Source organism: Microbacterium sp., from assembly GCF_011620665.1.
Classification (GTDB): Bacteria; Actinomycetota; Actinomycetes; order Actinomycetales; family Microbacteriaceae; genus Microbacterium.
Genome location: NZ_WOYQ01000032.1, coordinates 1 through 11909 on the forward strand (window position 1 = coordinate 1; position 11909 = coordinate 11909).

General features: G+C 69.0%; 10 protein-coding genes. 7 read left to right on the forward strand and 3 right to left on the reverse strand.

What is annotated here, in order from left to right:
* Positions 1-130 precede the first annotated feature (130 nt).
* Positions 131-1141: a non-homologous end-joining DNA ligase gene (ligD, locus tag QZV81_RS04695; RefSeq protein ID WP_292833285.1), complete on the forward strand. Its 1011-nt coding sequence runs from the start codon at positions 131-133 to the stop codon at positions 1139-1141.
* Here the strand turns inward: ligD and QZV81_RS04700 are convergent, their stop codons facing one another.
* The gene (locus QZV81_RS04700) at positions 1142-2308 is read right to left on the reverse strand and encodes an AI-2E family transporter (protein ID WP_292833288.1); all 1167 of its coding nucleotides are present in this window, start codon (positions 2306-2308) and stop codon (positions 1142-1144) included.
* Between the two features lie 79 nt (positions 2309-2387).
* Positions 2388-3431, reverse strand: a complete 1044-nt coding sequence (locus QZV81_RS04705) for an ATP-dependent DNA ligase (protein ID WP_292833291.1) — start codon at positions 3429-3431, stop codon at positions 2388-2390.
* 132 nt (positions 3432-3563) lie between these two features.
* On the opposite strand from QZV81_RS04705, the gene QZV81_RS04710 reads away from it, so the two are divergent.
* Positions 3564-5288 carry an acyl-CoA dehydrogenase gene (locus tag QZV81_RS04710; protein ID WP_292833294.1) on the forward strand — a complete coding sequence of 575 codons (1725 nt, stop codon included), beginning with the start codon at positions 3564-3566 and terminating at the stop codon, positions 5286-5288.
* Between the two features lie 16 nt (positions 5289-5304).
* On the opposite strand, the gene QZV81_RS04715 is transcribed toward QZV81_RS04710, so the two are convergent.
* A complete protein-coding gene (locus QZV81_RS04715) occupies positions 5305-5982 on the reverse strand; it encodes a TetR/AcrR family transcriptional regulator (RefSeq protein ID WP_292833297.1) in 678 nt (225 codons plus the stop codon).
* 122 nt (positions 5983-6104) lie between these two features.
* Here QZV81_RS04715 and sucC point away from each other — a divergent pair, with 122 nt between their 5' ends.
* From sucC to purH, 5 genes are all read left to right on the forward strand, one after another.
* A complete protein-coding gene (gene sucC, locus QZV81_RS04720) occupies positions 6105-7271 on the forward strand; it encodes an ADP-forming succinate--CoA ligase subunit beta (RefSeq protein WP_292833300.1) in 1167 nt (388 codons plus the stop codon).
* Positions 7272-7316: 45 nt separating this feature from the next.
* Positions 7317-8219, forward strand: a complete 903-nt coding sequence (gene sucD / locus QZV81_RS04725) for a succinate--CoA ligase subunit alpha (RefSeq protein WP_292833303.1) — start codon at positions 7317-7319, stop codon at positions 8217-8219.
* Between the two features lie 76 nt (positions 8220-8295).
* Positions 8296-9645 carry a DUF6350 family protein gene (locus QZV81_RS04730; RefSeq protein ID WP_292833306.1) on the forward strand — a complete coding sequence of 450 codons (1350 nt, stop codon included), beginning with the start codon at positions 8296-8298 and terminating at the stop codon, positions 9643-9645.
* A gap of 4 nt (positions 9646-9649) precedes the next feature.
* On the forward strand, positions 9650-10243 hold the full coding sequence (gene purN / locus QZV81_RS04735; protein ID WP_292833309.1) for a phosphoribosylglycinamide formyltransferase: 594 nt from the start codon (positions 9650-9652) through the stop codon (positions 10241-10243).
* 30 nt (positions 10244-10273) lie between these two features.
* Positions 10274-11881 carry a bifunctional phosphoribosylaminoimidazolecarboxamide formyltransferase/IMP cyclohydrolase gene (purH, locus tag QZV81_RS04740; protein ID WP_292833312.1) on the forward strand — a complete coding sequence of 536 codons (1608 nt, stop codon included), beginning with the start codon at positions 10274-10276 and terminating at the stop codon, positions 11879-11881.
* The last annotated feature ends 28 nt before the right edge of the window (positions 11882-11909 follow it).

Below are 11909 nucleotides of genomic sequence, written 5' to 3' on the forward strand. Positions count from 1 at the left end.
GGCTGCCACCGCCCAGCATCCTCACCAAGCGGCTACGAAGAAAGTAACGGGGGGGGCAGCGGACGGGGGCGACGGCGGGGTGAGCGAAAGTGCCCTATCGCGCGCACCGGAGCGGGCCTAGGGTCGAGGAATGGCGTCGGAGCGAGTGTCTATGCGGGCGGGTGACCGCGACGTCTCGCTGTCGAGCCCGAACCGGGTCATCTGGCCCGCGCTGGGGATCACCAAGCGCGAGCTCGCCGAGTATGCGATCGCCGTCGCCGAACCGTTCCTCCGGGCCAACGGACATCGGCCGGTGTCTCTTGAGCGATTTCCGGATTCGGTCGACGGCGAAGCGTTCTTCTCCAAGAACCCGCCGCGCGGCGCCCCTGACTACGTCCACGAGGTGATGTGCACATACAACAGCGGGCGGCGGCATCCACAGGTCGTCCTCGATGAGGCCGCCGCGATCGTCTGGGCCGTGCAGATGAACACGGTCGTCTTCCACCCGTGGGCCTCGCTCGCGAAGAACACCGACAATCCGGTCGAACTGCGTATCGACCTCGATCCTCAGCCGGGTACGGACTTCGCCGATGCCGCGGCCATCGCGCCGGTTCTACGCGACGTGCTCCGCGACGCGGAGCTGGAGCCGTGGATCAAGACGAGCGGAAACCGCGGCATCCACGTGTTCTGCCCGATCGAGCCGACGCACGAGTTCCTCGACGCGCGGCACGCCGTCATCGCCGCAGGGCGGGAACTGGAGCGCCGTCTGCCGGACAGGGTCACCACAGCCTGGTGGAAGGAGGAGCGGGGGCAGCGCATCTTCATCGACTTCAACCAGGCGAACCGTGATCGCACGATGGCCGGCGCCTACAGTCCGCGCGCACTGCCGACCGCGACCGTCGCGACCCCGATCACCTGGGATGAGCTGGCCGCCGGCGTCGACCCGTCTGCCTTCACCGTGCGGACGGTCCCCGCGAGGCTGGCGGCGATCGGTGATCCGTGGCGGGATCTGCAGCAGAAGCCCGGCCGGATCGACACCCTGCTCGATTGGTGGCAACGCGACCTCGATGCGGGGCTCGGGGAACTGCCGTTCCCGCCGGAGTTCCCGAAAATGCCCGGTGAGCCGCCGCGCGTTCAGCCGAGTCGAGCGAAGAAGCCCTGATCAGCTGGTGAGTGCCGCATCGCCCGGATGCTTGGGGCGCGCCCAGCGGGCCGGGGTGTCCGGTCCATCCCACACCTGCACGATGCCCCACGCGACGGCCGTGATCGGAACCGCGAGAATCGCCCCGACGACGCCCGCGACGACGGCGCCGACGGTCAAGGCGACCAAGACGACGAAGGCGTGCAGCTTCATCGACCTGCCCATGAGGAACGGCTGCAGGAAGTTCCCCTCGAGCTGGTTCACCAGGACGACGACCCCGACCACGAGCAGTGCCACGATCCATCCGTTGGCGACGAGGGCGACCAGCGCCGCGAGGATGCCGGCGACCGTGGCCCCGACGATCGGGATGAAGGCGAGGATGAAGACCAGCGCCGCGAGCGGCAGTGCCAGCGGCACCTGCAGGATCAGGAGTCCGATGAGGATGCCGATCGCATCGACGGCGGCGACACCCGCCGTCCCGCGGATGTAGGAGCCGAGGGTGGCGACGGTCTTGTCGCCGATCCGGCGGGCGCGCTCGTACTCCGCGCCACTGAACGGACGCAGCAGGAACTCCCACATCTGCGGGCCGTCTTTGAGGAAGAAGAACAGCACCGTCACGAGCAGGACGAAGCCGGTCACGAAGTTCGCGACCGCGCCGACGCCCGCGAGCGCCCCGGAGCCGAACTGCGCGCTCGTGACGAAATCGGTCAGTGCACCCATCCAGTCCTGCAGCTGCGACTCGGTCGGAGCGAACGGCAGCGTGTTGACCCACGCCACGACGTCCTCGAAACCCTGCTGGGCCTGCTCGGCAAGGTCGGCCCACTGGTTCTGCACCGCCGCCGCGATGAGCCATGCGACGCCGCCGAGCAGCGCCACGATCGCGACCAGGGTCAGCAGGGTCGCCACGACAGAGGGAACGCCGCGCCCCCGCATCCACCGCATGACCGGCTCAAAGGCCGAGGCGAGGATCAGGGCGAGGACGAGGGGGATGGTGACGACTGTGATCAGCTGGATGCCGAAGATGGCCGCACCGGCCACCGTCACCACCAGGATGAGCTGCAGGCACCGGATCGCGAGTGAGCCGAAGCCGTCCGCCCACAGGCGCCAGGGTGCGCTGGCGGCCCGGGGCTCAAAGGTCAGGGGGCCGGTGAGGGGGAACGGAGTCGAATCACGGCGGAAGAATCCCATGGTTCGACGCTAACGGATGCAGGAGAGTGCTGTGCGGGGTTGACAATCAGCGTGCGCTCAGCGGTGCCGTCCCCCGTCGTCACTCCAGGATGTCGGCGAGGTCGTAGACCGCGACCGTGTCGAGCTGCTCGTACGTGCAGGAGCGCGGATCGCGATCCGGTCGCCACCGCGCGAACTGAACAGTGTGCCGGAACCGGTCGCCTTCCAGCTGGTCGTACCGGACCTCGAGGACACGTTCGGGTCGCAGGCGCACGAACGAGGTGTCCTTCGCCGCGGCGAAACGCGACCGCTCCGTTTCGCCCGTGACGGCCTCTCCGTCGTCTCCGCGCGCCACGAGCGGCGCCAGCTCGTCGATGAGCGCGAGACGCCGCGCGTCGCTAAAGGCTGCGACGCCGCCGACACCCTGAATGTCTCCGGTCGCGTCGTAAAGACCGACCAGCAGAGAACCGACGCCGTGCCCGCTCTTGTGCACGCGGTAGCCGATCGCGACGACATCCGCCGTGCGGGCGTGCTTGATCTTCAGCATTGTCCGCTTGCCCGGAGCGTACGGCTGATCGAGAGGCTTGGCGATGACGCCGTCGAGTCCTGCCCCCTCGAACTCGGCAAGCCAGCGCGCGGCGAGCGTCGCATCCGCCGTCGTCCGCGTGAGGTGGATCGGATGCGGGGTCCCGCTGAGCAGAGAACCGAGTTCGGCGCGACGCAGCTCGAAGGGCTCGGGCTGGAGGTTCCGCTCGCCGCGCGCGAGAAGATCGAACGCGATGAACATTGCGGGGGTCTGCTCCGCCAGAAGCGCTACTCGGGACTCCGCCGGATGGATCCTGCTCGAGAGGGCATCCCACTGGAGTCGGGCCGGCTGGCCCGTGGCGACCACGATCTCGCCGTCGATGAGACAGGGTTCTGGCAGGAGCCGCGCGAATGCGTCGACGAGCTCGGGGAAGTAGCGCGTGAGCGGTTTGGCGCCGCGCGAGCCGATGAGGACGTCGGCACCGTCCCACGAGACGATCGCTCGGAACCCGTCCCATTTCGGTTCGAAGCCGAGTCCGCCGGGTGTCTTCGCCGGGTCGGGGATCGCCGTGACGGCTTTCGCGAGCATGGGCGCTGGGATCTCGTACACAAGAATCATCCTCCCGGGTGAGCCGCCGGTGCGCGAGGGGTGCCGCGACGGCGCGGTTCGTCAGCAGCATCAAGGTTGAGACTGAGTTGCACCTAGACTGAGTCTCAGTATCACCCCAACCCTGCTCGCGAGGAGCTCATCATGGCAGCCGCCGCATATCGGCCTCCGGTCGAGGACTACGCCTTCCTCTTTCGTGAGGTCTTCGGCACCGACGTCGTCGCGCGGGCGACCGACGGCGAGCTCAGCGCCGCGGACGCCACTGAGGTCATCACCGGAGCGGGGCAGTTCGCGGTATCCGTCCTTGCGCCCCTGGACACGGTCGGCGACCGCGAGGGCGCGCGCCTCGAGGACGGCCGCGTCCGGATGCCGGACGGCTTCGCCGACGCCTATCGCGCGTTCGCCGAAGCCGGATGGGTCACGGCCGAAGCGCCTGTCTCGGCCGGGGGCGACGGTCTGCCGGGTGCCGTCCGCGCCGGGCTCGGCGAGATCTGGAACGCGTCCAACGCGGCCTTCGCGCTCTGCTGGCTGCTCTCGGCGGGGCAGATCCATGCGCTCGATGCCGCGGCATCCGACGAACTGCGCGTGACGTACCTCAGCAAGCTCGTCTCCGGCGAGTGGACCGGAACGATGAACCTGACCGAACCGGATGCCGGGACCGATCTCGGCGGCATCCGGACGATCGCAGCGCCGCGCGACGACGGCACGTGGGCGATCCGCGGTCAGAAGATCTTCATCACGTGGGGCGACCACGACATCGCCGAGAACATCGTCCACCTGGTGCTGGCGCGCACTCCCGGCGCACCCGATGGTGCGAAGGGACTCTCTCTGTTCGTCGCTCCTCGCCGCCTCGTCAACGCGGATGGAACGCTCGGCGCGCGCAACGCCGTCGAAACGGTCGCGCTCGAGCACAAGCTCGGCATCCACGGCAGCCCCACGTGCGCCCTGGCGTACGAGGACGCCACGGGATACCTCGTCGGCGAGGTCGGCGGGGGGCTGGCCGGCATGTTCGTCATGATGAACTCGGCACGCATCGGCATGGGTTTTCAGGCGACCGGCATCGCCGATCGCGCCTGGCAGCAGTCACTCGCGTACGCGCAGACCCGTACGCAAGGCAGCGTGCTCGGGCGCGCCGCCGGCGCGCCGATCGCCGAGCACCCGGACGTGCGCCGCATGCTGTTGTCGATGGAGAGCCGCATCTTCGCGATGCGCGCCCTCGGCGTGTACGTCGCGGATCTGTTCGACCGGGCCCGGTCGGATGCGGCCTTCACGCCCCTCGCCGAGTTCTTCGTTCCGGTGTTCAAGGGCTGGGCGACCGAGGATGCCGTGGCCCTCACGAGCGACGCCATCCAGGTGCACGGCGGTATGGGTTTCATCGAAGACACCGGAATCGCGCAGCGCTACCGCGACGCGCGGATCATGCCGATCTACGAGGGGACGACAGCCATCCAGTCCAACGACCTCATCGGACGCAAGGTCATCCGCGACGGTGGGGCCACCGCTGAGGGATTGTTCGCGCAGATCGCCCGCACCGCAGCCGCCCTCCGCGGGAGCGACGACCCGGTCGCTGTGCGCACGGCCGAGCGCCTCGACCGTGCCGTGGCCGCCGCGCGGCGCGCGACGGCGGATGTCCTCGGCTTCGCCGACTCCCCCCGTGACGCGCACGCCGTCAGCGTGCCGTACCTCATGCTGCTCGGCACTCTCGCCGGCGGCTGGATGCACGCGCTCGCCGTCGCCGCCGTGCTTGCGCATCCCACTCCGGATCCACTGGATGCGACTCGCCTGACCGCCGCGGACTTCTATGGCGCGCATCATCTGCCGCGCGTGCACGCCCTCGCCGAAACCGTGGCCTCCGGCGAGGCGCCCTGATCGCCGGAGCGCGCTGTCAGAGCGAGTCGCGGAGCCGGCGAGCGACTTCGGCGGTCGGCATCCGCCGGGGGAAGACCGCGACCACGACGTCGTCACTGCGCGTCCGTTCGCCATCGGGGTGCACGCCGAAGCGGTGCAGAAGGACTTCGTAGGCGTCCGTGAGCACCGACTCGGCGATGTCCTCGGTTCCGCGCAGCAGCCGACGCAGCACATGATTGTGCACGGCGGTGAGGGCGGCCGAGAAGGCGACGGCGTCGATCGGGTCGAGCCCCGGCAGCGCCGCACGCAGGTACTCGTCGAAGAGCCGCTCGTATTGGAAGACGGTCACGATCTCGCGCTCGCGCAGTGTCGGCACCTGGCGCACGACGGCGTAACGGCGGCGGGCGAGCTCCGGCTCAGCGGCGAAATGACGGAAGACCCCGACGGATGCCGCGCACACCGTCGCCCACGGATTTTCCGCGGCGGTGGCATCGGCGTCCCTCAGGACCGCGCGCAGCTGCGCGAGCAGGAGGTCGTGGTCGCTGAAGACCACGTCATCCTTCCCGCCGAACTGACGGAAGAACGTCGAGCGCGACATTCCGACCGCCTGCGCGATCTGCTCGACCGAGGTGGCCTCGAAACCCTGCGCGGCGAACAGATCCAGAGCGGCGGCGACAACCGTGTTGCGTGCGGTTGTCGGTCCGGCCTCACTCATAGGGAGAGCCTACGCGGGCGCAGGGTATCCAGGTTGGCGTACTAGGCTGGACCACTGGTCGATCTCTCGACATCGAGAGATTTTCGGCATCGAAACCACAGTCGCCCAGCGAAGGATTGCACGTGGATCTCTACGAGTACCAGGCACGAGACCTGTTCGAGAAGTACGAAGTGCCGGTGCTCCCCGGCATCATCGCCGACACTCCCGAAGAAGCGAAGGCGGCCGCCGAGAAGATCGGCGGCGTCGTCGTCGTGAAGGCGCAGGTCAAGACTGGAGGTCGTGGAAAGGCCGGAGGCGTCAAAGTCGCCAAGAATGCCTACGAAGCGTATGAGGCCGCCAAGGCGATCCTGGGTCTGGACATCAAGGGGCATGTCGTCAAGCGGGTCATGGTCGCCGCCGGCGCCCAGATCGAGCGCGAGTTCTACTTCTCGGTTCTGCTCGATCGCTCGAACCGTTCATACCTCTCCCTCTGCTCGGTCGAGGGCGGTATGGAGATCGAGGAGCTCGCGGTCACGCGACCGGACGCCCTCGCCAGGGTCGAGGTCAACCCGCTGACCGGCATCGATTCCGCGAAGGCGCTCGAGATCGCAAGGGCGGGCGGCTTCGACGACGATCTGGCACCGAAAGTCGCCGACGTGTTCGTGAAGCTCTATGACGTGTACAGGGGAGAGGGTGCCACGCTCGTCGAGGTCAACCCGCTCATCCTCGACGGCAGCGGCAACATCATCGCACTCGACGGCAAGGTGACGCTCGACGACAACGCGTCGGAGGTCCGTCATCCCGAGCACGAGGAACTCGAAGACAAGAGTGCTGCAGACCCGCTCGAGGCCAAGGCCAAGGCATCCGGTCTCAACTACGTCAAGCTCGACGGCCAGGTCGGGATCATCGGAAACGGCGCGGGCCTGGTGATGTCGACGCTCGACGTCGTGGCTTATGCGGGTGAGAAGCACGGCGGCGTCAAGCCCGCCAACTTCCTCGACATCGGCGGCGGCGCGTCGGCGACCGTCATGGCCGCGGGGCTGGATGTCATCCTGGGCGACGCGCAGGTGAAGTCCGTGTTCGTCAACGTCTTCGGCGGCATCACGTCGTGCGTCGCGGTCGCGGAGGGCATCGTCAAGGCGCTCGAGATCCTCGGCGACACCGCCACCAAGCCGCTCGTCGTGCGTCTCGACGGCAACCAGGTCGACGAAGGCCGTGCGATCCTCGCCGCCGCGAACAATCCGCTCGTCACCCTTGCCGCGGGCATGGATGAGGGCGCCGACAAGGCCGCCGAGCTGGCGAACGCCTGACCCTTCGACGACCCTTCGACAAGCTCAGGGACCAGAAAGCAGACAATGTCTATCTACCTCAACAAGGACTCCAAGGTCATCGTTCAGGGCATCACCGGCGGTGAGGGCACCAAGCACACGGCTCTCATGCTGAAGGCGGGCACCCAGGTCGTGGGCGGTGTCAACGCACGCAAAGCGGGCACCACCGTCGCGCACACCGACAGAGACGGGAACCCCGTCGAGCTGCCGGTCTTCGCATCGGTCGCCGAGGCGATCGCTGCGACCGGCGCCGATGTGTCGATCGCCTTTGTGCCGCCCGCGTTCACGAAGGACGCGATGATCGAGGCCATCGACACCGAGATCCCGCTGCTCGTGGTCATCACCGAGGGTGTGCCCGTCGGTGACACCGCAGAGGCGTGGGCATACGCGCAGAGCAAGGGCAGCAAGACGCGCATCATCGGACCGAACTGCCCCGGCATCATCACGCCCGGCGAGGCGCTTGCCGGCATCACTCCCGCCAACATCACCGGCAAGGGGCCGATCGGCCTCGTCTCGAAGTCCGGCACCCTGACGTACCAGATGATGTTCGAGCTGCGCGACCTGGGCTTCTCGACGGCGATCGGCATCGGCGGTGACCCGGTCATCGGCACAACCCACATCGACGCGCTCGCCGCGTTCGAGGCCGACCCCGAGACCCAGGCGATCGTCATGATCGGCGAGATCGGCGGCGACGCCGAAGAGCGCGCGGCCGAGTACATCAAGGCGCACGTCACCAAGCCGGTCGTCGGCTACGTCGCCGGCTTCACCGCGCCCGAGGGCAAGACCATGGGTCACGCCGGCGCCATCGTCTCGGGCTCGGCCGGCACGGCGCAAGCCAAGAAAGAGGCGCTCGAGGCCGCCGGAGTCAAGGTCGGAAAGACGCCGTCCGAGACCGCCGAGCTGATGCGCGAGATCATCGCCGGCCGCTAAAGCGCCCCGAGCGATGCAGAGCGCGTGCGGCACTGCGCGCGCGACCCACGCGAATCGTGGGTAGGGTCGAAGCCGCATGAATCGCCTCCTCGTCACTCTTCTCGCCGCCTTCGACGCGCTGCTGGCCGCGGCCGTGGGACTCGCGGCCGCGCTCGCGCCGCTGACACTGCTCTGGGTGGTCGGTTTCGGCGGCGGGGCCGACGGGGGAGCGCTCTGGCCGTCCGCCGCACGACTCTGGCAGCTGGGTCACCTGGTGCCGCTGCACGTGACGCTCCCTCCGGACTATCTCGCGATGACGGGAATTCCCGTCGATGCCGCCCAGTTCACGCTGTCGCTCGCGCCCCTCGCGTTCACCGGGTTCAGCGCGCTCGCGGGTGCGCGTTCGGGCGCCCGGGCCGCGCGGGCCGGCGCGGGGGCCTTCGGCGTCGTGTCCGGCGCAGCCGTCTTCGCTGCGGCGGCCGTGCTCGTGCGCCTGAGCTCCGGCAACCCGGTCGCGGCGATCTTCACATGGCAGGCGGTGCTCATTCCCACACTGGTGTTCGCCGTGCCCTCGCTCGCCGCTGCGATCGTGGTCGCCTGGCGTGTGGGCGATGATGGCCTCGTCGATGCCCTGCGGCCCCGCGTCGGCCGGAACGGCGAGGCCGCCGCGGCGGCGACCGGACTCGGTGTCGCCGTCGCGGGCATCGTGGGCGTCGGCGCGCTGCTGGTGGTCTCAGGCCTTGTCGTTCGCGGCGGCGAGGTGATCGCACTCTACGAAGCTGCCCATGTCGATCTCGTCGGAGCCGTCGTCTTCACCCTCGGGCAGCTCGCCTACCTGCCCACCCTCGCGGTGTGGGCGATGGCGTTCGCGGCGGGGCCGGGCTTTGCGATCGGTCTCGGCACCAACGTATCGCCCGCCGGCACGAGCCTGGGAGTGCTGCCCGGCATCCCGATCCTCGGGATCGTGCCAGAGATGTTGTCGTCCTGGATGCTGCTGACGGTCCTGGCCATCATCGCCGTCGGCTTCCTCGCCGGCTGGGCCGCGCGTGCGCGGCTGGGTTCTGCCGACACGATGCCCCGGCTGACCGTACTCGCCGTGGTCACCGTCCTGGGCGGCGCCTCGGCGGCGCTGCTTTCGGCGATTGCTTCGGGATCGGCCGGACCGGGGCGGCTCGCTCTCGTGGGCCCGGATCCGGGCCCGGTCGCTCTGGCTGTCGGGCTGGAGCTCGGCGTGGGCGCCGCGATCGCGCTCCTGACTCCCGCGCGGCACACGACGCGAACGGAGTGGGAGGCGTATGAGCCGGTCGGTCGGGCGTTCGTGCCGACGCGCCTTCCGTTCGACGACGATCACCCCGCGACGGCCGATGCCGGCGACACGGTCCCCCTCGACCGTGGATTCGGCGACGCCTCCGGCGCCGAATCCACGCCGCGCCCGTCGGTAGACTAGGGCCGTGCTCACGGTCGCCGTCCTCATTTCGGGCGCCGGCTCCAATCTCCGCGCCCTGCTCGAGGCCGCCGACGAGCCCGATTTCCCCGCCCGTGTGGTCGTGGTCGGTGCTGACCGTGAAGCCGACGGGTTCGCGCACGCCGAGGCGTTCGGCATCCCTACGTTCCTCGTTCCGTACGAGCAGTTCGACACCCGAGCGGCCTGGGGCGAGGAACTGCGCCGCCAGATCGAGGTCTGGTCGCCCGACCTCGTCGTCCTGAGCGGGCTCATGCGCCTGCTGCCCGAGGGAGTCGTGCGCGCCTGGGCGCCGCTGCTCATCAACACGCATCCGGCGTATCTTCCCTCCTTCCCCGGTGCGCACGGGGTGCGTGACGCGCTCGCGGCCGGAGTCTCCGAGACCGGCGCCAGCGTCATCGTGGTCGATACCGGCGTCGACACCGGCCCGATCCTCGCCCAGGAGCATGTCCCCGTGCTCGAGGGTGATACCGAGCACACCCTGCACGAACGCATCAAGCCGGTCGAGCGTCGGCTGTTGATCGATGTGGTGCGTCGCATCGGATCAGGCGAACTCGACCTTGCGCCCTTCGCCACACCCTGAAATCCTCGACCCGAACAAAGGGAGCCCCGCATGGCCGGCCCGTCTATCGACCCCGCCCTCTACCGCCCGCGCGACATCGTTCCCGTGCGCCGTGCCCTGATCTCGGTCAGCGACAAGACCGGACTCCTGCCGCTCGGCCAGGCGCTGGCGGCGGCGGGCGTCGAGATCGTCTCGACGGGCGGCTCGGCGGCGGCGCTGCGCGACGCCGGCCTGACCGTGGCCGATGTCTCCGAGATCACCGGATTCCCCGAATCGCTGGGCGGCCGCGTCAAGACGCTGCATCCGAACGTGCACGCGGGCCTGCTTGCCGATCTTCGGCTCGAGGAGCACGAGGCTCAGCTGGACGATCTCGGCATCCTGCCGTTCGAACTTGTCGTCGTGAACCTCTATCCGTTCGTCGAGACCGTCGCCTCCGGTGCGACCGGCGACGCCGTCGTCGAGCAGATCGACATCGGCGGTCCGGCGATGGTGCGGGCATCCGCCAAGAATTTCGCCAACGTTGCGATCGTCGTCTCTCCGGCCGCGTACGACGCGATCGTCGAAGCCGTCGCCGGCGGCGGCACTTCGCTCGCGCAGCGTCGCGAACTCGCCGCGCGCGCCTTCGCCCACACCGCCGACTACGACCGCGCCGTGGCGACCTGGTTCGCCGAGGAGACTCTGGGCCTGGACGGTGATCTGCCTCAGCACCTCACCGTCAACGCCGAGCGCCTCGAGACGCTCCGCTACGGCGAGAACGCCCATCAGCGCGCCGCGATCTACTCGCGCGCCGGAGGTCACGGAATCGCGCAGGCGACACAGCTGCAGGGCAAGGAGATGTCGTACAACAATTACGTCGATGCGGACGCCGCCCTCCGCGCGGCATTCGACATGGTGGGGCCGGCAGTGGCGATCATCAAGCATGCGAACCCGTGCGGGATTGCGACGGCCTCTCCTCATGCGCTCGATCCGATCGCCTCGGCACATCTGCGCGCGCACGAGTGCGACCCGGTGTCTGCGTTCGGCGGCGTGATCGCGGCCAATCGCACGGTGACCTTGAAGATGGCGGAGAACCTCCGCGATATCTTCACCGAGGTCATCGTCGCGCCGAACTTCGAGCCCGCTGCGCTCGAGGTCTTCCGCCTCAAGAAGAACCTTCGCGTCCTGCGGCTGCCCGCCGACTGGCAACAGGAGCGCATGGATGTGCGCCTCGTGTCGGGCGGTCTCCTGCTGCAGGATGCCGACCGCTTCCCGCCTGAAGTCGAGTCGCTCGTGGATGGGTGGCAGCTCGTCACGGGCGACATGCCCGCGGTGAGCGAGAAGGCGAACCTCGCCTTCGCGTGGAAGGCCTGCCGCGCGGTCAAATCGAACGCGATCGTCCTCTCTCAGGGGTCGGCGACCGTGGGAATCGGGATGGGTCAGGTCAATCGCGTCGACTCCTGCCGACTGGCCGTCGAACGAGCCGGGGTCCGCGCCGCGGGGTCGGCGGCGGCATCCGACGCCTTCTTCCCGTTCGCCGACGGCCCGCAGGTGCTCATCGACGCCGGGATCAAGACGATCATCCAGCCCGGCGGCTCGGTACGCGACCAGGAGGTCATCGACGCCGCCCGCGCCGCCGGCGTGACAATGTTCTTCACCGGCGAGCGCCACTTCTTCCACTAACCCCCCCCGCCCCCGCCCCCCGCCCCCC